Source organism: Rhizobium sp. L51/94 (assembly GCF_019355555.1).
Taxonomy (GTDB): Bacteria; Pseudomonadota; Alphaproteobacteria; order Rhizobiales; family Rhizobiaceae; genus Rhizobium; species Rhizobium rhododendri.
This window is the reverse complement of sequence record NZ_CP072141.1, coordinates 1,946,505-1,966,479: the sequence shown is the minus strand read 5'-3', so window position 1 is coordinate 1,966,479 and position 19,975 is coordinate 1,946,505. Positions and strand designations below refer to the sequence as shown.

The 19,975-nt window shown below is 63.1% G+C and carries 26 protein-coding genes; 3 read left to right on the top strand and 23 right to left on the bottom strand.

Going from position 1 to position 19,975, the window contains the following annotated elements; genetic code table 11:
* Positions 1-21 precede the first annotated feature (21 nt).
* A complete protein-coding gene (locus J5274_RS09655; RefSeq protein ID WP_219274577.1) occupies positions 22-927 on the top strand; it encodes an LD-carboxypeptidase in 906 nt (301 codons plus the stop codon).
* 9 nt (positions 928-936) lie between these two features.
* Here the strand turns inward: J5274_RS09655 and J5274_RS09650 are convergent, their stop codons facing one another.
* From J5274_RS09650 to J5274_RS09590, 13 genes are all read right to left on the bottom strand, one after another.
* Entirely contained in the window at positions 937-1,365 is a 429-nt protein-coding gene (locus J5274_RS09650) for a hypothetical protein (protein ID WP_219274576.1), read from the bottom strand.
* Positions 1,366-1,468: 103 nt separating this feature from the next.
* On the bottom strand, positions 1,469-2,869 hold the full coding sequence (locus J5274_RS09645) for a HAMP domain-containing sensor histidine kinase (protein WP_142829858.1): 1,401 nt from the start codon (positions 2,867-2,869) through the stop codon (positions 1,469-1,471).
* Positions 2,859-3,530 carry a response regulator transcription factor gene (locus J5274_RS09640; protein WP_111220345.1) on the bottom strand — a complete coding sequence of 224 codons (672 nt, stop codon included), beginning with the start codon at positions 3,528-3,530 and terminating at the stop codon, positions 2,859-2,861. Before J5274_RS09640 ends, J5274_RS09645 begins: the two co-directional genes overlap by 11 nt.
* A 47-nt stretch (positions 3,531-3,577) precedes the next feature.
* Positions 3,578-3,826 carry a hypothetical protein gene (locus J5274_RS09635; RefSeq protein ID WP_142829860.1) on the bottom strand — a complete coding sequence of 83 codons (249 nt, stop codon included), beginning with the start codon at positions 3,824-3,826 and terminating at the stop codon, positions 3,578-3,580.
* Positions 3,827-3,959: 133 nt separating this feature from the next.
* Positions 3,960-4,172, bottom strand: coding sequence for a hypothetical protein (locus J5274_RS09630; RefSeq protein WP_142829862.1), 213 nt, complete (start codon positions 4,170-4,172; stop codon positions 3,960-3,962).
* Between the two features lie 22 nt (positions 4,173-4,194).
* Positions 4,195-8,028, bottom strand: a complete 3,834-nt coding sequence (locus J5274_RS09625) for a glycoside hydrolase/phage tail family protein (RefSeq protein ID WP_219274575.1) — start codon at positions 8,026-8,028, stop codon at positions 4,195-4,197.
* Positions 8,029-8,390: 362 nt separating this feature from the next.
* A complete protein-coding gene (locus J5274_RS09620; RefSeq protein WP_142829866.1) occupies positions 8,391-8,828 on the bottom strand; it encodes an NlpC/P60 family protein in 438 nt (145 codons plus the stop codon).
* Positions 8,825-9,715 (bottom strand): DUF2163 domain-containing protein, encoded by an 891-nt coding sequence (locus tag J5274_RS09615; RefSeq protein WP_219274574.1) that lies wholly within the window; start codon positions 9,713-9,715, stop codon positions 8,825-8,827. The genes J5274_RS09620 and J5274_RS09615 overlap by 4 nt, the downstream gene beginning before the upstream one ends.
* Positions 9,712-10,353 carry a DUF2460 domain-containing protein gene (locus tag J5274_RS09610; protein WP_143122960.1) on the bottom strand — a complete coding sequence of 214 codons (642 nt, stop codon included), beginning with the start codon at positions 10,351-10,353 and terminating at the stop codon, positions 9,712-9,714. Before J5274_RS09610 ends, J5274_RS09615 begins: the two co-directional genes overlap by 4 nt.
* Before the next feature lie 8 nt (positions 10,354-10,361).
* Entirely contained in the window at positions 10,362-10,937 is a 576-nt protein-coding gene (locus J5274_RS09605; RefSeq protein WP_219274573.1) for a phage tail tape measure protein, read from the bottom strand.
* A 35-nt stretch (positions 10,938-10,972) separates the two neighbouring features.
* The gene (locus J5274_RS09600; protein ID WP_219274950.1) at positions 10,973-11,215 is read right to left on the bottom strand and encodes a rcc01693 family protein; all 243 of its coding nucleotides are present in this window, start codon (positions 11,213-11,215) and stop codon (positions 10,973-10,975) included.
* Positions 11,197-11,559 carry a gene transfer agent family protein gene (locus J5274_RS09595; RefSeq protein ID WP_142829875.1) on the bottom strand — a complete coding sequence of 121 codons (363 nt, stop codon included), beginning with the start codon at positions 11,557-11,559 and terminating at the stop codon, positions 11,197-11,199. Before J5274_RS09595 ends, J5274_RS09600 begins: the two co-directional genes overlap by 19 nt.
* Positions 11,559-11,966, bottom strand: coding sequence for a phage major tail protein, TP901-1 family (locus J5274_RS09590; protein ID WP_111220336.1), 408 nt, complete (start codon positions 11,964-11,966; stop codon positions 11,559-11,561). Before J5274_RS09590 ends, J5274_RS09595 begins: the two co-directional genes overlap by 1 nt.
* A gap of 172 nt (positions 11,967-12,138) precedes the next feature.
* Between J5274_RS09590 and J5274_RS09585 the strand changes: the two genes are divergently transcribed.
* Positions 12,139-13,362, top strand: a complete 1,224-nt coding sequence (locus J5274_RS09585) for an MFS transporter (RefSeq protein WP_202617156.1) — start codon at positions 12,139-12,141, stop codon at positions 13,360-13,362.
* A 25-nt stretch (positions 13,363-13,387) separates the two neighbouring features.
* On the opposite strand, the gene J5274_RS09580 is transcribed toward J5274_RS09585, so the two are convergent.
* From J5274_RS09580 to J5274_RS09555, 6 genes are all read right to left on the bottom strand, one after another.
* A complete protein-coding gene (locus tag J5274_RS09580) occupies positions 13,388-13,789 on the bottom strand; it encodes a DUF3168 domain-containing protein (RefSeq protein ID WP_142829878.1) in 402 nt (133 codons plus the stop codon).
* Positions 13,790-13,895: 106 nt separating this feature from the next.
* Complete coding sequence (locus tag J5274_RS09575) at positions 13,896-14,231, bottom strand: phage head closure protein (RefSeq protein ID WP_142829880.1); 336 nt, start codon at positions 14,229-14,231, stop codon at positions 13,896-13,898.
* A gap of 2 nt (positions 14,232-14,233) precedes the next feature.
* Positions 14,234-14,803 carry a head-tail connector protein gene (locus tag J5274_RS09570; protein ID WP_142829882.1) on the bottom strand — a complete coding sequence of 190 codons (570 nt, stop codon included), beginning with the start codon at positions 14,801-14,803 and terminating at the stop codon, positions 14,234-14,236.
* Positions 14,804-14,950: 147 nt separating this feature from the next.
* Positions 14,951-16,216 (bottom strand): phage major capsid protein, encoded by a 1,266-nt coding sequence (locus J5274_RS09565; RefSeq protein ID WP_142829884.1) that lies wholly within the window; start codon positions 16,214-16,216, stop codon positions 14,951-14,953.
* A gap of 4 nt (positions 16,217-16,220) precedes the next feature.
* Entirely contained in the window at positions 16,221-16,811 is a 591-nt protein-coding gene (locus tag J5274_RS09560) for an HK97 family phage prohead protease (RefSeq protein WP_202617138.1), read from the bottom strand.
* A 103-nt stretch (positions 16,812-16,914) separates the two neighbouring features.
* A complete protein-coding gene (locus tag J5274_RS09555) occupies positions 16,915-17,235 on the bottom strand; it encodes a DUF6107 family protein (protein WP_142824391.1) in 321 nt (106 codons plus the stop codon).
* Between the two features lie 34 nt (positions 17,236-17,269).
* Between J5274_RS09555 and J5274_RS09550 the strand changes: the two genes are divergently transcribed.
* Entirely contained in the window at positions 17,270-17,410 is a 141-nt protein-coding gene (locus J5274_RS09550) for a hypothetical protein (RefSeq protein ID WP_153816482.1), read from the top strand.
* Between the two features lie 42 nt (positions 17,411-17,452).
* On the opposite strand, the gene J5274_RS09545 is transcribed toward J5274_RS09550, so the two are convergent.
* The 4 genes from J5274_RS09545 to J5274_RS09530 all read right to left on the bottom strand — a co-directional run bounded on the left by J5274_RS09545 (position 17,453) and on the right by J5274_RS09530 (position 19,854).
* Positions 17,453-17,770 (bottom strand): type II toxin-antitoxin system RelE/ParE family toxin, encoded by a 318-nt coding sequence (locus J5274_RS09545; protein WP_142824390.1) that lies wholly within the window; start codon positions 17,768-17,770, stop codon positions 17,453-17,455.
* On the bottom strand, positions 17,767-18,027 hold the full coding sequence (locus tag J5274_RS09540) for a CopG family ribbon-helix-helix protein (RefSeq protein WP_142824389.1): 261 nt from the start codon (positions 18,025-18,027) through the stop codon (positions 17,767-17,769). Before J5274_RS09540 ends, J5274_RS09545 begins: the two co-directional genes overlap by 4 nt.
* Before the next feature lie 52 nt (positions 18,028-18,079).
* Positions 18,080-19,237 carry a phage portal protein gene (locus J5274_RS09535; protein WP_142824388.1) on the bottom strand — a complete coding sequence of 386 codons (1,158 nt, stop codon included), beginning with the start codon at positions 19,235-19,237 and terminating at the stop codon, positions 18,080-18,082.
* A gap of 224 nt (positions 19,238-19,461) precedes the next feature.
* On the bottom strand, positions 19,462-19,854 hold the full coding sequence (locus J5274_RS09530) for a hypothetical protein (RefSeq protein ID WP_142824387.1): 393 nt from the start codon (positions 19,852-19,854) through the stop codon (positions 19,462-19,464).
* Positions 19,855-19,975: the final 121 nt, after the last annotated feature.

The following is a 19,975-nucleotide window of genomic DNA, read 5'->3' as shown; positions in this document are numbered from 1 at the left end:
TCGACGCGACGGGAGATACCGATGGCCGTCATCCCACCGACGCTGACGGTTGGCGACAGGGTCCGGCTCGTTTCGCCAGCCAGCCCTCCCGAGCGAGAAAGTGTGCTTGCCCAGACCGCGATCCTCGAAGGCTGGGGGCTGCAGGTCGAGTTCGGCAACCACATCTTCGATAAAAAAGGATATCTTGCCGGCGAAGACGACGACCGGCTGGCCGACGTCAACGCAGCATTCCAGGATCCTGGGATTCGCGCCATTTTCGCGACGCGGGGTGGCAAGGGCTCCTACCGCATCGCCGACCGTCTCGACTTCGACGCCGTCCGCAGGGATCCGAAATTCATGGTCGGCTTCAGCGACATCACCGCGCTGCATCTCAGCCTTTATCGCCACTGCGGCCTGGTCGGGCTTCACGGTGCCGTCATGCCAAATGCCGACGGAGCCTTCGATGCAGAAAATTGCGAGGCCATGCACGAGGCGCTGATGCTGCCGGGTCATGCCTCCATCTTCTCGCGACCGGACGAGTTGACTGCGGCGCTCACCACATCCGGCCATGTAAGGGGTCCGCTTATCGGCGGCAATCTCGATATGGTGGCAACGACTGCGGGCTGGGCACTGCCACCGCTGGCTGGCGCCATCCTGTTGCTAGAGGCAGTCAACATGATGCGTGGGCAGTTGGATCGCCAACTCACAATGCTCCGCAAGGCGGGACACCTTCAGGGCGTGGCCGGAATAGCGCTTGGCCAGTTCACCGGGTTCGAGACGCCGCGTGTAATGTCAGCCATCGATATTCTAAGGGAGCATCTCGAAACGCTCGGCGTTCCGGTTCTCGGCGGACTGCCGCTCGGGCACGGCATGTCGCCGCTCGTCGTTCCGATCGGCCGCGACGCTGTGCTGGACACAGAGAGCTTGACGCTCTCATTTCCCGACTAGACCGAAAACCTATTCCAGCGGTGTCCAGGTGCCGTTGTCGTTGCGGCAGGCGGAGCCGCGTGCGACGGTCTGCTTGCCGTCGACAGTGACAGTATGGGTGTACTGGCGGCAATTCTGCGATCCCACCTGGTAGGGCGCAGCGGCGACCACCTGGCCGCTCATCGTACGGCCGCTCCAGACCACCGGCTGGCCGCCCGGGGCTGCCTCCAGGGCGCGATATTCCGCTTCCAGCGCGCGCTGCTTGTCGTTGTCGCTCATCGTCAGCCCGGTATTGCCGATTATGCCACCGTCGAGCGCAGTAATGAAGGTCGCCGAGGAGTTGCTCTTGATCGGCGACAGGCGCGCCAGAGCGCCTTTTCCAGCTGTAGTGCTGCAGCCGGATAGGGACAGGGCGGCCAGGAGGGCGGCAGCGGTCAAAGAGGAAATGCCAAGCTTCATGCAACCGAACCAGAATTAACTGCCAAAAAAATAAAATATCGTTCCGTGGTCTCCACAGGGCATCCCCATGGCGCGTATGATCTTTCTGTCATCATGCCGTCTCTCACGCAACATCCTTTACGATGCCCGGCAGAATTAAGGCTGCCTGCAAACCACCCGCGCTGCCGCGCGAGAGGGTCAGCACTCCCTGATACTCCGCGGTGATCTCGCTGACGATCGACAGGCCAAGGCCTGTGCCGGGCTTCGTCTCGTCGAGACGGCGGCCGCGTTTCATCGCCTCGCGGATCTGATCGGGCTCCAGTCCCGGACCATCGTCCTCGACGGTAAGCGCGACCCAGTGGCGCCGGGCGGGATCGAGACCCTTCACGTCCGGGGCGGCCTCGCTGGCTGTGACAATCACCTTTGTCTTCGCAAAGCGGGCGGCGTTCTCGAGCAGATTGCCCACCGTTTCCTCCAGATCCTGCTGCTCCATCGCCAGCGCCAGACCGGGGGAGACAGTGAGCTGGAACTCGATCTCGGTATTCAGCCGCCGCATCACCCGAACCAGGCGCTCAAGCGCCGGCTCTACGTCGGTCCGGGCAAGTACCGATTCCCGCTGGGCTGCGATGCGGGCGCGGTTGAGGTAGGACTGCACCTGGCCCTGCATGGCCTCGGCCTGACCTTTGACGAGATCGCCATGCGACTGATCCAGCACGCGCGACTCGTTCAGCAGCACGGCGATCGGCGTCTTCAGCGAGTGGGCGAGATTGCCGACCTGCATGCGGGCCCGCTCGACGATGCGGCGATTGCTGTCGATCAGCGCATTGACTTCGTTGGCAAGCGGCAGGATTTCGCGTGGGAAATCGCCCTGCAGCCGCTCGCTTTCACCCGCCCTGATGCGCTCGAGAGCACCACGCGCCTCGTCGAGCGGCCTGAGGCCGTAAAGAATGGCAAGCGCGTTGACAATCAGGCTGCCGATCCCGAAGACGCCCAACGCTAGATAGAGGCTGTGGGAAAAGGTTTCGACATCGGCTTCGATGACGCCGATATTGCCGGTCACCCGGAACCGTGCCGCACGGCCATCCCCTTCGACGAACACGATCTCCGTCTCTGCCACCTGGACCCGGTTGCCGACGCTGTCGGTGACGATGTAGTACCGTTCGTAGGACTTGTTGAAAGGCGCTTCCATCACTGACAGGACCGGCAGGTTGACCGAACCCAGCGAGGGGGACACCAACGGCGCTGACGTGAAGGTGCCTAGCGGCTCAACGATCCAGTACCAGCCTGTCTTCGGCTGGGCATAGCGCAGGTCGCCGAGTTGTGGGTTGCCTGTCAGCGTGCCCTGTTCGCCGATAGTGACGGAATTGATGACGTTATTAAGCTGCGCCCGCAAGAGGTCTTGGAAACCGCGCTCCGCGCTATTTCGGTATAGGGTCGAGATGACGAAGCCGATGGCCACCAGCGCCATGGCAGACCAGATCGTGGTCAGCAGCAGGACGCGGGCGGTGAGAGACTTAATTATCATTGGTCGGCGCTTGAATACGATAGCCCAACCCCCGGACCGTTTCGATGAGATCAACTCCCATTTTCTTGCGCAAGCGGCCCACAAATACTTCTATGGTATTGGAATCGCGGTCGAAATCCTGATCGTACATGTGCTCGACGAGCTCGGTGCGCGAGACCACCTCGCCCTTGTGATGCATGAGATAGGCGAGCAGGCGATACTCGTGCGAGGTGAGTTTCAACGGCTTGCCATCGACGCTCGCCTTTGAGCTTTTGGTGTCGAGCCGCACCGGGCCGCAGGTGATTTCGGAGGAGGAATGGCCGGCAGCCCGCCGGATGAGCGCACGGATGCGGGCGAGCACTTCTTCCACATGGAATGGTTTGGCCACGTAGTCGTCGGCACCGGCGTCGATGCCGGCGACCTTGTCGCTCCAGCGGTCGCGGGCCGTCAGCAACAGCACCGGCATTCCCTTGCCGGACGCACGCCATTTTTCCAGCATGGTGATGCCGTCCATTTCCGGCAGGCCGATGTCGAGGATGATGGCGTCGTATGGCTCGGTATCGCCGAGATAGTGTCCCTCTTCACCATCGAAAGCGACATCGACGACGTAGCCGGCCTCTTTCAGCGCGTCGGCAAGCTGCCGGTTCAGTGTGACGTCGTCTTCAACTACGAGAATGCGCATGTTTCCGCCCAATTCCTAACGATTCGCGATACCTGACGAGGCTCCTCCTACATCGGAACCTTTACAGTCACCTTACGCGGGCGCTCCCCATTGCCCTGAACGAGAACTGTTATGACGCAGCTGTCGCCGGACGGCTGGACGGACAGAAGCTGCCCGCCGGTCTTCTCGACCACCTGCGACGCCGCATCGCTGCAATCCGACTTCGCTCGCGCGACAAGCGTCGGCGTCGTCACCGGCAACACAGCCGATCCCGCCATGATGGCGAGTACCGCTGCTACGCTCAAGGATGATGCCATGCTCATTAACTTCCGTGGGGGACAATAACGTGAGCGAATAGTTACTCAAAGCCGTCTGAATGGCAAATGAATGGGCATAGATATCCTGTGCCCATCCTGTATGGGGAACGGCATTCCCCGAAAGCAGCGTTGGCTAGCTGGCTTTGATCGCGGTGCTGGCAGCGATGCGGCCGTAGACTGCCAGCAATCCGCCCACTGCGCCGGCGATCGAAACGGCGGAGTTGACGATCGTCGCCTGGTCCGCCTCGCCAAGTTGAAGCCCCTTCATCTGCAGGACGGACGACCCGATCGCCAGCAACGCGCCCCAGATCGTCTTCGAATAGTACCAGTGTTTCCCGTCTTCCATGCTCTACTCCTCTGGTTGAAAACTAGACTGCCACGACGGCAGCGGCCGGAATGCCGATCGGCACCCGCTGGCCCATCTGCGAAATGACAATCTCAAGATGGGGCTGGGTCGCGCCGAAATCGGCGATCTCGTCGCCCGCCGAATAGGTCCATCCGGCCGTAACGACCTCGACCCGCCGTTTCAGCACCCCGCCCTGCATGAGATCGACACGGTAGCGCTCGGTCGGCTCGTCGAGGGCAATGTCGGACGGTATCCAGTTGTCCGCATCGATCCGCCCCCGGCGTATCCAGGTGAAGACAGCCGCCCCTTCCGCATTCCGGCTCCCGGCGATGTGGACCGGCGACAGCGGCGTCTCGGCGCGGATACCGCCTGCAAAGACGATGGGTCCTGCCCGGTCGTTCGATCCTGGCGCCTCGGCGATCCAGTTGAGGTGCAGGCCCATCTCGCCGCTGGCAAGGCCGAGCGGTTTGACGGCCGCGTCGAGTATGACGAACGGAGCATGTGTGGCAATGCCTGCCGCCGTAGCATCCTCCGTTCCCGCCAGCCCGCGCAGCAGGCCTGACAGCCGCCAGCGTTTAGCCGCAATTTCCTCCGCCTCGATGAACGCGCCGATTTCCCACATTCCCGGGACGCTCTGCACCGCAAAGCGATTGGCGCCGTTGAGCACCGAGATCTTCAGTGCCGACTCCAGCCCGCCATAGGCAAGATCGACGGTAAGCGACTGCGACCAGTCGAACCGACCGCTGACGCCGGGAAATAGTGGCGCCACGACCGAGCCTATCTTTGCCGGACGGTCGAGCATCACGCGCCGGGCAAACGCCTCGGTGGATGGTGACGAGGACAGGACGGTCGTGCGCCACGGTCGGGCGTAGACGGCACCGCATGCAAAATCGCTTGGCGAGCCGCTTTCGAACTGCGGCAGGTCCATCAGTTCGACGACAGGGGCAAAGACATCAGAGGCCGCCCCGCCGCCACTCGCCTTTACCGGCGTCGAGGCTGCGATCGCGCCGCCGCCAAGCGATGCGAACTCGCGCGCTTCGATACTTCGCGCGGCACCGTCCTCAATGCGGGTCACCAGGAAGCGGCCTTCGGGGCCATCTGCCATGGAAATCACATCGCCCGGCTGGAGGTGACTGGCTGTCGGCGAAAGCGACAGGGTGACCGAGCGGCGCGAGGCCCTGTTGTCGCGCAACAGATTTTCGGCTGCCTGCAGCGCCGCTTCCTCCGGCACGACGGCGCCGAGATCGTTGCGGAGCACGCGATTCGATGCAGAGGGTGCCCGCCTCGAGCGGACGCTGGCCTGCTCGTAGTCGGCCAGGGGGTCGTAGAAAGTGACGATGGCCTCGGCGGCGAAATCGCTGTCGTGGCCGCGCGTTTCCTGCCAGAGCGGCTGGCTTTCGACATCGACGACGGCGGAAATAAGAATGGGAGCCAGGCTGGCCGCAGCCCTCGAGCGAAACCGTAGCACAGGACCGTCCTCGATCACGTCGATCTGGAAGATCTCAAGGAGCGGCGTCAGCATGTCGCGAGCGGAGGTGACATCTCCCTGGGCATAGCCGGAGAGGTCTCCGCTCACCTCGGAAACATCGAAATCGGTGAAATTCTGATCCGTCAGGATGGCAGCGATAACGTCGGCTAGGGTGCCGGCGCCGAGCCGTCCGTTCAGCCAGTGCCCCGTCCGCCAGTTACTCCCATCGCTCCAAAGGCCGGTATCGACAGGGAAAGCAGGATAAGGCCGCGCATCCCAGGTCCAGACGAAAATACGATTGGGATCGACGACGCCGGAGCCGGCCCAGTGATCGTGGTGGGCCTCGAGAAAGCGGCGCTGAACGCTGTCGGCACGCATGCAGTTGGAGAAATAGGGCGCGGCAGATTCCACCGATTTCGGGTCGAGAAAGACGTTCGGCTGGTTGGCGCCCTTGTCCATTGCCGGGCATCCAAGTTCCGTCAGCCAAATCGGCTTTGCATGGGGTACCCAGGCTGTCGGCGTGGTGCGCTCGACACCCCCGACGCGCTCATAATGAAGGCTGCTCCACCAGCTACCGATATCCTTGTAGCGAAACACCCAGGGCTTTGCCGCAAGGCCGTCCGAAATCGCCGACCGGTCCCGCGCAATCCTGTCAGCGGCGCTTGAGTAGTACCAGTCGAAGCCTTCACCGCTGTCGATTGCCGCCGTCATGCCCGCAAGATCGTCCTGGATGCGGAAGCCGTCGGGATTGGCCTTTGCGAGGTCATCGTCGCGCCAGTCGGACAACGGCATGTAATTGTCGATGCCGACGGCGTCGATATCCGGCGAGGCCCACAGCGGGTCGAGATGGAAATAGACGTCGCCGGAGCCGTCGTCTGGATGGTAGCCGAAATATTCGCTCCAGTCGGCGCCATAGGTGAGCCTTGTCGCGGGGCCGACGATGGCACGGATGTCTGTCGCCATCGTCGCCAGAGCCTGTACGAAGGGAAAGCTGCCGCCGGCATCGCGCAGTTGCGTCAACCCACGAAGTTCCGAACCGATGATGAACCCGTCGACGCCACCCCCTGCAACAGCCAGATGGGCGTAGTGCAGCAGCATGCGGCGATAACCTTCGTCAGTGCCGTGATAGGCGACCGCCGCGCCGTCCATGGAAAAATCGGTTGAGGAGGCCGCGCCGCAAAAAGCTGCAACCTGTGCGCCCGCCACAGCTGTCCGGTCCACCGTGCCGGGCCTGCCGATCGCCGGGAAGGCGGTGATCCGGCCGCGCCACGGATAGGCCGCCTGCTCCCCTGCCCCTTCCGGATCCGGGAGCCCGTTGCCGAGCGGAATATCCATCATCAGGAACGGGTAGATGAAAACGCCCAGCCCGCGCTGCCTGAGATCGGCGATTGCCTGCAATACGCTGGCGTCATCCGGGGTGCCGCCATAAGCAGGCGTACCCTCGCTGAGGCTGATCAGATGGGCGTCCGCGCGGTTGATACCCGACACGGACCACCGACTGCTCTCGCTGTCACGGGCCAGCGTCTCCACGCCGGGAACGATGCGGCAGTGCCCGGCGCGCAGATCGGTGCCGAACCAGGCAACGACGAGTGCGACGCTTTTCAGATTGGGACATAGTGCCGTCAGTTCGTCGAGCGAGGCCTGCCAATCGGTCGTCGCTGTCAACACGTTGCGGTTGATGGCGCGCATGCTGCCGGCACCGGTTTTTTCGGTTACCCGGGTCGTGCTGTAACCGTGCTCTGTCGAGCCCGGAATGATCGTTACCGCGCGGATCTGCCGCTCCAGGCGCCCGATCGGCCGCACCACCTCGAACTGGAACAGCGGAATGCGATTACCGAATGTATCGAGTGGCAGTCGTTCGAAGACGACGTAGGCAATTCCCCGGTACGCCGGTGCATGGCCTGCGCCCTGCTTGGCCTCGATCAGCGGATCCGCCAGTTGGTCTTCGGAGCCTCTGTAGACGCGCATCTCGATCTGGGTCAGATCCACCTCCTTGCCATCCGCCCAGACGCGGCGGATGCAGGCGATGGGTCCCTCGCAAAGGCCGACGGCGAAGTTGGCGAAATAGCGGAATGTCTCGACACGCGACCCGGTCGACTTGCCGCCGGAGCGCTCGGTGGAGACCTCCTCCTCGAAACGGGTCGCCCATATCAAGGTGCCTCCCAGTCGTGCAGTGCCGTAGAGCCGGATGATTGCCGCCCCTTCGTCGGCACCCGGAATGCGCGCCGTCGCCATTCTCGCACCCGAAACGGTGCGGCTGCCGTTGATCAGCGCCTTATCGACGACGCTGCCCGCCAACGCACCTGCGGCCCTGCCGATCATCGCGCCGACCGGTCCGAAAACACTACCGAGAGCAGCACCCGCCGCCTGAAAGAGGATGGTTGCCATGAACATCTCGCTGAGTTGGACAAGGGAGGTCAGCGCCGGGAAATCCCGCGCTTGAAAATACCCTTTTAAATTGTATTGTCGTCAAAGATCGGGAGCAGAAGCAGAAAGCGTCGTACCAGCCGGCGCGTCGGCGAGCATTGGCTACGCCGGCATTGGCAAAGGCCTTGCTCTCGAACATGGAGGTGAGGTTATGTGGTGGTTTCCACTTAGCATCACGCTTACTGTGAGAAAAACCCGGACGGGCTGGTTTGTAACCGTCCGGGTCCACATCATAGCGTAGGCAAACGGTGAGCGAGGTTAGCGCTTCGCTCACCACTTCAAAATACTAAAGGTTGCGCCCTTTTGCAAGTGACCGCCCTTGTCTAACGCGGCGGGAAGCGGAACGTGGCGGCCACCCGTCTGCGCCAGGACGGTACGAATGGCGAGCGGATCACGGCTGCCTGTTCGTAGGCGTGGATGAAATGTCCGGCATGATCGAGAATACCGGCATGCTTGGCAGCATGCTCCGCTCGCCAGCGAAACAGGAGGAGATCGCCCGGCTTTGCATTTTCGAGGCACCCGGATGGTCCGAAATGCCGAAGCGCTGCGTTCAACAGACGGTCTTCGCCGCTGCGCTCCGCCCAGTCCTGCGCGTAAGCAGGAGGCAACTCCGGATCTTCACCGTAGAGTCCGCGCCAGATACCCCTGACGAGACCAAGGCAATCGCACCCCACGCCTTTACTGGCGCCCTGGTGCCTGTAGGGCGTGCCAATCCAGCTTTCGGCAATCTCCAGCACCTGTCGTGCAACATCTTCGCTCATGGAAACAACGGGCTCCCGTCGTGCAGGCTCGTCCCGTCCGCGTAGGTGTAGGCAAAGTCGGCGCCCGGCATGTGCGGGCAGCCGCGAAAATTGGCAGTATTGGCAAACTTGGCGCGGCAGGTGGTGAACGCCTTGTCGCAGCCGGCCGTCAGCGCAACGCGGGTGCCGATCTCGGGCGCGTCTGACAGGGGCAGCCAAAGGGTCAGTTGCGTTACCGCGCCGCTGGTCGAATGGCTATCGACATCGGCGGCCGTGCCACTGTTTCGCCCATCGAGAAGAACCATGCTGCCTCGCGCGAAATAGCCGTCAGCGAACCCGGCAATGCCGGTTAGCGTCATCCTGGTTGCATCTTCCACGGACGCGACAAGTCCCTCAGCGCGGTATTGCGGCAAGGCGAGATCGATGCCGCACCTGGGGTCGCCGACGATGGCGTCGCAGCGGCGGTTGTAGATGCGTCCCTGCGGTTCGGAGAGGCGGGCGGCGAGACTGCGCAACTCCGCCTGGAACTGGCCGATCTGGCGGGTGACAGCGCCGATCTCCTGCACCTTCAGGAGCAGATGCTGGTCGGGCGCGGACCAGTTGACGAGATAGACCTCAACACGAGCCGCGTCGTAGCGGCCGGCGGCGAGGTCCGCCTCGGAAATGGCATCGCTTGAGAAGCCTCCGGTGACATCGCTGGTGGTTGCTGGCAATCCGGCCTGTTCCTCGCCGTCGCTGGCTGCAAAGCCGCTTGCCGCGAGAAAACGTGTATCAAGAAAATCAAGGTCATGGTCGTGGTCGGTGAAGCCAAGAACGATATCGTCGCGGCGGATGACACGCCAGCAATGGCACAACGTTGTGGCGTCGCCGGCGAGATGGGCAGCCAGCGCCGGATCGATCGTTCTCATGGCAAGATCTCCACCAGGGGAATGGAAGGGATGCGGCCCGCCTGAAAGGCGGACAGGCTGATATCGATGCGGTCGATGGCAAACCTTACGGGGACATCGAAGGCAAAGCCGGCGGTCACTAAAACACCCGCCGCCGGAATGGCGTGGCTTGCAAAGACGACAAGGCCTGTCGCCGGATCGCAGGAGACGTCGCCTGCCGGAACGGCGATGCCTCCGACGGCCACCAGCACAGAGCCGGCCACCGGCTTTGCGATCCCGCGCACGGACTGCCCGGCCATATCTGCATAGGTCTTCGTAAGCGGGAAACTGGTCGTCGTGCCGTCACCCGTGCCGATCGGCTGGTCGAGGGCCGTCACCGGTGCGCCGGGCGGTGCGGATGCGAAGTCGATGGGATCGCGAAACCTGAAGCCGGAAAGCTGGCCGCTGCGGGCCTCGAAGAACGCCAGTACCTCATAGAGATCGGCGACAGAGCGGACGCCAGAGCCGGCGTCGTAGCTGCGGCGGGCATCGCGCCAGCGGCTGTTGCGGCTTTCGCGGCCGTTCGACAGGTTGACAATATCGGTGCGCCGCACCGGCCCGCCGCTGGTGGCCAGCGACAGGCGCAGCGGAAAGCGGATATCGTGGAATGCGAGGGTCATCGGTAGCCTCAAAGATTGCGCTGGCCGCGCAGTGCCGTGCGCGCCAGCATGGCGGAAATCTGCGCCTGGCTTTTCTGGAAGCCCTGGACATCCGGCGTGGTGATGTTGACGACAACGGACGAACCGCCGCCGCCTGAACTCGCCACTCCGAGCGAGCCGTCGGAGCCGCGCTTCAGCGGCAGGATCGCTTCGGAGCCCGCCTCGCCCATAAGCCCGAGATCGCTGCCCATCGGAAAATAGGTTGGCGAGGCTACTACACCGCCGTCGGCAAAGGCCGTTACGTTCCCGGGTACGCCACCCTTGGCAAAGCCGAACAGCTTGCCGATGCCGCTGCTCAGGCTGTCCGCAGCGCCGCCGAGTGCCGTTTCGAGCGGCTTCAACCCGGCCGACAGGGCGATATTGGTCAGCCGGCTGGCAAGGCCCTGCAACACGCTGTCGAGCCCCTTGCCGCCTGTGGTCGCAGACGTCAGTGCGCTGCCGAGCGCCGAACCGAACGACCGTGAGCGGCTGTCGAGATCGTCGAGGGTATGCTTCAAGGCCTGCGCCTCGGTGTTGGTGTCTGAGAGATCGGTTGTTTCGGTCATCGGGTTCCTGCAGCTCGGTGCAACGTTTGATGGGATCAGTCCGGAAAGAGCACCATCATTGCGGCCAGTCCGGCGCGGTCGAGCGACGAACTGTGCGGCGACAGGCCTCCGGCCATGGCGTGGAATTCAATGGGCGTCATCGCCCAGAATATGCCGGGGGGAAGCCGCAGCAGGCAGAGGCCGACATGCAAGGCACGATGCCAGGGAAAGGCTGCTGGCCCTGCCCTGTCGGCCCCGTCAACTGCCTCGCCTGCTGCGGCTAGCGAGGGCCCGGCGATGCCTGCTCCTGATCGCCGAGAAACGTTGCCGCCAGCAGATTGCCAACGATAGCCGCCGTGGCAGCGATGCCGCCGCCGATGCCGGCCGCCGCGACGTCGTCGTCGGAATAGACGTTACCGCCTCCCCGCAGGCCGGCACCGAGGATGCGGATGAGATCGGCCGCCTTAAGGCCGCCTTGCGAAAATCTTGCCGCCAGGCCGGCGAGATCGTCGGCAGCAAACGCGGTCTCGAGTTCGGCCAGTGCGCCGAGCGTCAGGCAGAGGATGCGGCGCTCGCCGTCGATTTCCGCCTCGATCTCGCCGCGGCGACGATTGGCGCGGGCACCTGTGCGCGGGCGCAGCATCACAGCACCCCGAAGGTGATGACGCCTGCCGATTCCAGTGCGATATCGAAGGTAACCTCGCCATTGTGCTCGCCGCCATAATCGAGCGCCGATACCTGGAACGCACCGCTGACGGTGCCGAAATCGGGAATGACAATCTGCCAGGAGAGGATCGATCCGTTGAAAAAGGCGGTTCGGATCAGGGCGTCCGACGCATGATCCTTGAACAGGCCCGAACCGGAAAGCCCGGCGCGCTGGACGCCGGCGCCGCCAAGAAGCTCGCGCCACCGCCCGGCGCTCTCGGCATCGGTGATATCCACCGTCTCGGCGTTGAACGACAGCTTTTTGCTGCGCAGGCCCGCCACCGTCTCGTAAGCGCCGCCATTGTCGATCTTCAACAGCAGGTCCTTGCCTTTCTGCGCGACCATCGGGATATCCTTTCAAGGAAAATGCGCCGTAACCGGCGCTTGCAAAACCGGAATTTTCTGCGCGCCGGACATCGGCAAAAGGCAGCGTCCGGACGTCATCGAGATGTCACTTTCAACGCCTCGGCCAAGCTGCTACGCAAGGTCACAAACAGGTCACAAAGCACCGCTTTTCATGCCCAAAGCCTTCTCACCGCGCTCGGCCCAGATCGTTGCCGTCCTCAGCATCACGCAGCTTATCAGCTGGGGCACCAGCTTCGACATGCTCGGCGTGATGGGGCGCATCGTAGCGCCCGATCTCAGCCTTCCCAACGAGGTGGTCTTTTCCGGCCTGACCCTGATGATGGTAGTCAGCGGCCTCTGCAGCCCGGTCACCGGTCGCTGGCTTGGCCGCTACGGCGCGGCGCGTGTGCTTGCAGCCTCATCGATCGTCTTTGCAGTCGGCCTGCTGCTGCTTTCGGCGGCAAACGGTATCGTCGTCTACGGGATCGCCTGGCTTGTCATCGGGTTCGGCGGTGCGCTCGGGCTGAATGCACCGGCCTATGCCGCCGTCATCGAGCGCGAGGGGATGAACGGCAAGCGCATCATCACCATCATGATGCTGTTTACCGGCCTCTCGGCCACCCTTTTCTGGCCTATCCTGACCCTGCTCAATGCCCATCTCGGATGGCGGGGAACTTATGTCGCCTGCGCCGCCCTGCACCTTTGTCTCTGCCTGCCGCTTTATCTATTTGCCCTGCCGAAGCCTGTCGTCGTCGAAAGAGGCGAGCCCGGACACCTGACGCCGCCTGTACCGCTGTCACCGGCGGGCCGGCGCAAGGCCTTCCTGCTGATAGCATCGGCGACGACGATATCCACCTTCGTGACCTTCGGGCTGGCCCCGTCGCTGCTCGAGATCTTCCGGCAATACGGCGCGTCGCCGGCACTGGCGCTGCAACTCGGTTCGGCACGCGGTGTCATCGGTATTTCCGCGCGGCTGATGGACATGCTGCTTGGCCGGCGCGGCAACCCGGTGCTGAGCGCCATCATCGGCATAGGCCTCATGGTCACGAGCTTCCTGCTCCTGCTGCTTTTCGGAGCGTCCACGGCGCAGCTTGTCATTTTCACGCTGCTGTTCGGGTTCGGCTCCGGCGTCATGGCGGTCGCGCGGGCGCTGCTGCCGCTGGCGCTGTTTTCGCCAAGCGAGTACGGCCTGCATTCCGCACGATTATCGCTGCCGCAGAACCTCGCCAATGCCACTGCCCCTGTAGTCTTCACCGCCGTCCTCGATTACGCCGGAGCGCCGACTGCGCTGGGCGTCTGTGTCGTTCTCTCGTCGGGCGCACTCATGCTGATCCTGGCGCTCGGACTATTGGTGCGGCGGGCAACGGCGGTGGGTGCCGTGCTGGCGCAAGCGTGAGAGCCATAGCCGGTCGCTGCCATCTCTACTCGGTCACCGCCCGAAACCGCATCTCGGCGCAAAACAGCCGCGTCTTCGGCTCGCGCCTTGCCTTCGTTGCGAGATGGCGGAAATTGACCAGCGCGTATGTGGCAAGTGGCAGGGACGCGTCCTGCAGGAGACTGCCGACGATGGCGGCGATCTGCTGGGCCTGCCGCTGGCCGGCAGCATCGGACCAGACCTGCAGCGTCAGAAAATGCTCCTCTCCGGGCTCGGTGGATGTCGAATAATCGTTGCTGGCGAGTTCGGAAACGACGATGCACGGCAATTGCCGGCCGGTGACAAGCCGATCGCGAATACCGTCGCTACCGATCGTCTCTGTCAGGGATATGCTGCCGGCAAGCGCGGTGTGGATGGCCTGCAACAACTCGTTGGCAGCGGATCTCATCGTCGGGTCTCCTTGCCTGCCGGGTGCCGAAAAGGCGCGTTGCCGGAAGCCAAGAGCTTTGCCAGCACTGCCGCGAGGTCTGGCAGGGTATATGTCGAAAGGGCGGTCATACCGACTTCTCCTGGCAATGACAGATCAGATACCGGCGGCTATCGTCGGGGTCCTGCGTGCCGCCGATAGAGAACAGCCGGTTGCCCTTGCGAAGCCGCATGCCGGGCACGACATCGCTGCGCCAGCGCAGCCAGATCAGGTGCGTGCGCCTGAATATCTCGCTCGACGCTTCCTCTTCCACCGACCCGCTGACCGGCTCGATCAGCGCCCAGCACGATGCCGTCTCGACGAAGGTCCGGGTAACGCCACCCTGGCCGTCTGGCGTTTCGAGCGGCGCCTCCAGATTGAGCCGGGCGGTCATGCGGCCGGGGTCGAAGAAGGTCGAGCGCATGGTCAAAGGCTCCGGAGCAGGAAGGGCGCAACCAGCCGGTCGTAGCCGGGCGGGATCAGCGCCGGCTGGTCCTCGATGCCGATGACGCCGCGGCACGAAAACATCTGCGCCACATGGGTCAGCATTGCCCGCTTCAGCGTGTCCGGCACATCGTTGGCGGTCGGGCCGAAACCGGCGACGAAATCGATTTCGATACCGTTGACGGCGCGACCGGACGACAGGCGCTGGCGGAGCATAAGCCGCGCCGGTTGCCTGATGCCATCCAGCACATAACCTTCGAGCGGGACTATCGAGGGCTGGCCGAGCTCGTCATAAACGGTAATGGCAACAATGGCTTGCACCGGGCCCCTGGCAATCGGAATCACGCCGTCTTCACAGATTGAATCAAGATAGAGACGCCAGCGCTGGGTCATCAGGCAAAGGCCTGTGCTGCGCTCCAGATGCTCGCGGGCAACCGCGATCAGGCCGGCAACAAGCTCGTCTTCGTCGGACGTATCCAGCCGCAGATGGGCCTTCACCCCGGCGAGCGTCAACGCCTCCGCTGAGGGCGGAGTGATCTGGGCATAGGTCATGGGACATCTTTCATATGAGATCGAGTAGGCGGCCCGCGCCCTCACCCTGCCCTCTCCCCGAAGGCAGAGGGAGATGGAGCGAGAGGCGGTGCCGGCATTCCCTTCTCCCCTCGGGGAGAAGGTGCAGTCAGGCGGATGAGGGGTGCTTCAGCTGACCGAGAACTTGATCAGCTTGATCGCCTCGAAATCCTGCACGCCGCCGCCGACGCGCTTGGTGGTGTAGAACAGCACGTAGGGTTTGGCCGAATAGGGATCGCGCAGGACGCGGATACCAGTGCGGTCGACGACGAGGTAGCCGGCGCGGAAATCGCCGAAGGCAATGGCCGGCGCATCGGCGGCGATATCCGGCATGTCCTCCGCTTCGGTAATCGGGAAGCCCATCAGCGAGGCCGGCTGTCCGGCGGCAGACGGCGCCCGCCAGAGATAGTTGCCATCGGCATCCTTGAACTTGCGGATGGTTGCCTGGCTGCGGCGGTTCATGACGAAATTGCCGTTCTGGCGATGGCCGGCCTTCAGCGCATAGACGGCATCGATCAGCACGTCCGTCGGCCCGGCGGTGCGAAAGGCACCGGCAGCACCGGTGGCGATATAGCCGAGATTACCCCAGCTCCAGCCGGCATCCGCCACCGATGGGTACGCCAGAAACCCTTTCGGCTTGGCGACGCCATCGCCGGTGACGAACGCGGTACCCTCTTGCTCGGCAAAGACAATGTCGACCTCGCTGGAAATCCAGCTCTCGATGTCAACGGCGGCATCGTCGAGCAGCGCCTGGGTGGCGGCCGGCATGGCATAGAGTTCCATCGTTGGAAAGGTCAGCTCGGCCAGCTGCGGCGCGGTGGTCTGCGGCCGGGCGGCAGTTTCCGACACCCAGCCGGAGGCAAGCCCCTGCGTGGTGAACGGCTTCTTCAGCACCGAGCCGGACACCTGGCGAACCGTCGCCAGCGCACGGATCGGCGAGACCACCGACAGGCGGCGACCGATCTCGGTGTCGGTCTGGTCGGGCACCAGATAGCCGCCGTCCCCGTTGGAACCGACCGACAGCGCCTTGGCTTCGATCTCGCGCAATCCCGACGCGTCGCCACGGCGAATGTAGGTCTCGAAGGCCGCCTTGTGTTCGGCGGCATCGACGGAGCCTGGAAGGCTGCGACCGAGCGGCGGGCGGGCCTTTTTCAGCACCAGCTGGTCGAGGACCTTCTTGTGATCGTCCATCGCCTTGTTGATGCGGTCGACCTTTTCGCGCGTCACCACGTCCGATGTCAGCTTGCCCTCGATCTCGCCGAGGCGCCGGTCGTTGACATCCTTGAAGGCTTCGAACGCCTCCATGAATTCTTCGAAGGCAGCCCCCACGGTTTCCGGCACTGTCTTGATTTCCATGGCACCACCGCGCGGTGCCGTCGCTGTCTGCTCGCTCATGCGATCATCCTTGTTTGAAGGTTTCGGTCATCAATTGCCGCGCCGCCCGCCTGATGTGGCGGACGAGCTCGGTCTCCCTGTCGCGGAACCACCGCGCATTCTTGACATTCTGGACACGCGCCGACGGCAGCATCGGAAAGGTGACTACCGAGATTTCCCAGAGGTCGGCTTCCAGGATGTGCCGCACGCCGGACTTTGCGTCGGTGCGGGCCCTGACGGTACGAAAGCCGATGGACAGGCCATCGAGGGCGGAATTTTTCAAGAGCTGATGCACCTCACGGGCACGCGCCACACCGTCTGCCAGCTGGCCCTCGACATAGAGGCCGCGCTCATCCTCGCGGATGGTCTTCCAGGCGCCGATCGGCTCGGACGGGTCGTGCTGGAACAGCATGCGGATGCCCGATGCACCGCGGGTGGCGAGCGACCGGGCAAAGGCGCCGCGCTCGACGCGATCGCTGCCGAGATCGACCTCGCCGAAGACGCTGGCATAGCCGGAAAAGCTGCCGTCGCGGGTGAGGCCCCTGAGTTCGAGACTGGCAAATTTGCAGCTGTCGATGCCCATGGGGGATCGAGCAGACACGCTGGGTGCGGTCATGGCGAAGTCTCCGGATTGCGATGTTGATGGCGTCAGGGGCAGTGGCCCGCTTCTGTCAGGGGCGGTCTACCGGCTCCCGTCAGGGGCGGTTTAGGCGCTCCCGTCAGGCGTCGTGTTTCTGGCCGTAGCGGTCGGCAAGCCGCGACAGGATGCCGAGGGCCCACCAGGCGCAGAGGCTGGCGGCGGCGGAGCCGGCAAGCATGATGTCCGATGCTGCCAGCACGTGCGAGACATTGAGCCGCTCGGACGCCCAGACGCCTGTCGGACCGCCGAAGATCAGGCCACAGGCAAGGCCTGTGAAAAAGCGCATGGCCGCCTCGCGACGGGTTTTAGGCAGCAGATAGATCAGCGACACAGCCGCCCCCGCCGAAGCGCCGACGAGCCTCGTCGCCCACAGCGAAGTCTCGCCTGGAAGGTGCGCCATTGTTAAGATCTCCGGTTTAGGAACGGGATGTCGCATGCCGCTGCCAGCGTCGACCATGCTCGGCATGGGACGGCAGGTTCCGATTTCAGTGAGTCTTTTGAATCCGTTCGCGCCCGAACTTCGCTGGCTTGGCGAGGAACTTGATATTTTGAATGAGCGGATAACGGGCGGCTAAATTGCTGCTGCCGGCCCCACATGGCTTGATTTAATCTCGGAACTAATCCGTGTCGGGAATATCCGCGCCTTCGTCCTTGTCGAGATCAGGCGCCTGCTGGCGCCCATGCCGGATATAGGAAATCTTGATGGCGTCCGGCTCGACGCGGTAAGCGATGATGTAATTGCCGGCCACGTAAATCCGACGACCCGGCAGCTTTGTATCCGCGACGCCCGCCTGGGGGTATCCGGCCAGCAGCCGGAATGCCGAGCGAAGCTGTCTCATTGCGGTGTCTGATGCTCGCGGATTGAAGCTTGCGAGATAGGCCTTCTCGCACCGCAGATAGTCTCCGGCATTTGCCGAAAGAATGATTTTTCTCATGCAGCATCATGTTGCACGGGAGATAGTAACTCTGCAAACAGATCCTCAGCGTCGATGACCTCGCCATTGCGAATCTGTTCCTCGCCTTCCATGATCTGCAGGATGTCATTGCCTTCCTGCATCAGGTAATATTTCAGTGCCCTGACAATCACCCAGCTGCGGCTGCGCTCGGAGACCTTGGCGATGGTTTCGATGTCCTTCAGGATGTCTTCCGGAATACGCAGGGCGATGGGGTCTGAGAGGACGGGCTTTGTCATCGGGAAGCTCCTTATCTTGTTATACGATGTATAACAAATTTCGGGCGCCACCTCAATAACCCACCGCCTGGCGCTTTTCGGCGTCTGTCAGGAAATCCGCCTGGCCGACACGGGCCCATAATTCGCTGCGTTCGGCGGCAAGGCCGGCGATCTTGTCGAGATCCGGCTCCAGCCGCAGGCCTTCGCCATAAGCCGTGGCAAACCACAGGGAGAGCGCCGAGGCGGTGCGGGTTAGCAGCGGCAGGACGGTCAACCGGTAGAAGGCGCGATTGGCCTCCTGGTAGTTGGCATAGGTGTTGTCGCCGGGGATGCCGAGCAACATCGGCGGCACCCCGAAAGCCAGCGCGATATCACGGGCAGCGCCATTGCGGGCCTCGACGAAATCCATGTCCTTCGGCGACAGGCCCATCGACTTCCAGTCCAGCCCGCCTTCGAGAAGCAGCGGCCGGCCGGCCCGCATCGGCCCGGAATAGCCTTCGTCGAGTTCCTGTTTCAGCCGTTCGTACTGGTCCGGCGACAGGTTGCCGCCCTCCTTCGGCTGGTAGACGAGCGCCCCCGATGGCCGCGCCGAATTGTCGAGCAGCGCCTTGTTCCAGGTGGAGGAGGCATTGTGCAGATCGAGCGCCACCTGGGCAGCTGCCAGCGGCGGAAAGCCAAGATGGTCGTCGAGCGGATGAAACAGTTTCAGGTGCAGCAGCGTCAGGCCATCGCTCTCGGCAGCAAAGCGGCGCACGAGGCCGCCAACGCGGTATTCATAGGCTTCCGGCCAGCCATCGCGGCCCTCGACGATGGCGACACGATCCGGCCGCAGCAGGTGCAGCTCGCGCAACGCGCCGCCGACTATGAGCGGCTCGACATAGGCATTGCCCGACAGAAGCAAATGGCCGTGCAGCGCTTCGAAGAAATCCGGGCCCGCCTTGCGCCCGTTCGGCTGTCGCATCAGTGACAGCAACGGATGCTCGCCAACTTCCCGGTCACCCTCGTAGAGCAGCCAGGAGACAGATGCCGCCGCCTCGGCCACCAGCCGCACCGAACGATGCGCCACAGGGTTCTTCATGAACCCCTCACGCGCCAGCGCCCCATAGGACCGCCCCGTCCAGTGCGCCCGACCCTCGGACGTCAACGTCATCATCGAGCCGCTTGCCTTGTGCTCGGCCACAGCCCTGCGGCCCGCCGTGGAACGCCACGGCAGGGTGAACGGGAGTTTCATCGGGATGTCCTTTTGAGTTGCGATTAAGTCGCCTTAAGCCTGTGGGGCTGGCAGAGCAGGCTCGACGGATCTCCTCTTGTGGGGGAGATGCCCGAAAGGGCAGAGGGGGCTCTGCGCAAAGTTAGAATTCGCTGGCATATACGCTGATGTCTCCCCCGCCTGGGAGGATATCTGCGCCACGCTTTGAACGTCTGTTCACGCTGTCCCGAAAACGCGACGTGTCCTCAAAATGCTTGTGCTTCGAACCTGACGATCAGTGTCTTCCACGACTTGTACTTGTCCAATGGCAACCCGGTAAACGGTGCGGCTTGCAAAATCGTTCGAGTGACCAATTCTGCAAATCTTTGCTGCTGAGCGGCGGTACCACCGGTTATATGTGGCGCGGGTTTGCCGCTGATTTCACCACGCGTGTTCAGGTTGACCCGAACTTCGGCGCGTAGCCCGCGAATCGCCAAATCAGACGGCAAATTCCAGCGTGCTATGATCGCATGCATGACGCCGTCAATCGTTGATTGTTTCAGCATAGCCGGCCTGGCTTCTGCGCGGGCAACCAGCAGCACCAGTGAAAGGACAAGAGCGAGGCACAGTTTAGATTTGGTATTCATTTGAAAACTCACGTGCTGCTCCCAGATACCGCAGCTTTAAAGGGCGTAGGCCATTACAGTAGCAATGGACATCCCTGTCGCGCGCCCTCAAGCGACCGCCGCTTTCCGCAAACCCAGCCGCTCGAAATCCGCC

Excerpts from the sequence above, each read along its gene's own strand:
- J5274_RS09555 (WP_142824391.1), bottom strand. The coding sequence starts at position 17,235 with ATGGCGCACCTTCCAGGCGAGACTTCGCTGTGGGCGACGAGGCTCGTC.
- J5274_RS09580 (WP_142829878.1), bottom strand. The coding sequence starts at position 13,789 with ATGAGATCCGCTGCCAACGAGTTGTTGCAGGCCATCCACACCGCGCTT.
- J5274_RS09625 (WP_219274575.1), bottom strand. The coding sequence starts at position 8,028 with ATGGCAACCATCCTCTTTCAGGCGGCGGGTGCTGCTCTCGGTAGTGTT.
- J5274_RS09550 (WP_153816482.1), top strand. The coding sequence starts at position 17,270 with ATGCCGCTGCCAGCGTCGACCATGCTCGGCATGGGACGGCAGGTTCCG.
- J5274_RS09630 (WP_142829862.1), bottom strand. The coding sequence starts at position 4,172 with ATGGAAGACGGGAAACACTGGTACTATTCGAAGACGATCTGGGGCGCG.
- J5274_RS09540 (WP_142824389.1), bottom strand. The coding sequence starts at position 18,027 with ATGACAAAGCCCGTCCTCTCAGACCCCATCGCCCTGCGTATTCCGGAA.
- J5274_RS09655 (WP_219274577.1), top strand. The coding sequence starts at position 22 with ATGGCCGTCATCCCACCGACGCTGACGGTTGGCGACAGGGTCCGGCTC.
- J5274_RS09640 (WP_111220345.1), bottom strand. The coding sequence starts at position 3,530 with ATGCGCATTCTCGTAGTTGAAGACGACGTCACACTGAACCGGCAGCTT.
- J5274_RS09610 (WP_143122960.1), bottom strand. The coding sequence starts at position 10,353 with ATGACCCTCGCATTCCACGATATCCGCTTTCCGCTGCGCCTGTCGCTG.
- J5274_RS09570 (WP_142829882.1), bottom strand. The coding sequence starts at position 14,803 with ATGACCTATGCCCAGATCACTCCGCCCTCAGCGGAGGCGTTGACGCTC.
- J5274_RS09545 (WP_142824390.1), bottom strand. The coding sequence starts at position 17,770 with ATGAGAAAAATCATTCTTTCGGCAAATGCCGGAGACTATCTGCGGTGC.
- J5274_RS09560 (WP_202617138.1), bottom strand. The coding sequence starts at position 16,811 with ATGACCGCACCCAGCGTGTCTGCTCGATCCCCCATGGGCATCGACAGC.
- J5274_RS09590 (WP_111220336.1), bottom strand. The coding sequence starts at position 11,966 with ATGGTCGCGCAGAAAGGCAAGGACCTGCTGTTGAAGATCGACAATGGC.
- J5274_RS09635 (WP_142829860.1), bottom strand. The coding sequence starts at position 3,826 with ATGGCATCATCCTTGAGCGTAGCAGCGGTACTCGCCATCATGGCGGGA.
- J5274_RS09575 (WP_142829880.1), bottom strand. The coding sequence starts at position 14,231 with ATGCGCTCGACCTTCTTCGACCCCGGCCGCATGACCGCCCGGCTCAAT.
- J5274_RS09585 (WP_202617156.1), top strand. The coding sequence starts at position 12,139 with ATGCCCAAAGCCTTCTCACCGCGCTCGGCCCAGATCGTTGCCGTCCTC.
- J5274_RS09565 (WP_142829884.1), bottom strand. The coding sequence starts at position 16,216 with ATGAGCGAGCAGACAGCGACGGCACCGCGCGGTGGTGCCATGGAAATC.
- J5274_RS09595 (WP_142829875.1), bottom strand. The coding sequence starts at position 11,559 with ATGCTGCGCCCGCGCACAGGTGCCCGCGCCAATCGTCGCCGCGGCGAG.
- J5274_RS09650 (WP_219274576.1), bottom strand. The coding sequence starts at position 1,365 with ATGAAGCTTGGCATTTCCTCTTTGACCGCTGCCGCCCTCCTGGCCGCC.
- J5274_RS09615 (WP_219274574.1), bottom strand. The coding sequence starts at position 9,715 with ATGAGAACGATCGATCCGGCGCTGGCTGCCCATCTCGCCGGCGACGCC.
- J5274_RS09535 (WP_142824388.1), bottom strand. The coding sequence starts at position 19,237 with ATGAAACTCCCGTTCACCCTGCCGTGGCGTTCCACGGCGGGCCGCAGG.
- J5274_RS09605 (WP_219274573.1), bottom strand. The coding sequence starts at position 10,937 with ATGACCGAAACAACCGATCTCTCAGACACCAACACCGAGGCGCAGGCC.
- J5274_RS09645 (WP_142829858.1), bottom strand. The coding sequence starts at position 2,869 with ATGATAATTAAGTCTCTCACCGCCCGCGTCCTGCTGCTGACCACGATC.
- J5274_RS09620 (WP_142829866.1), bottom strand. The coding sequence starts at position 8,828 with ATGAGCGAAGATGTTGCACGACAGGTGCTGGAGATTGCCGAAAGCTGG.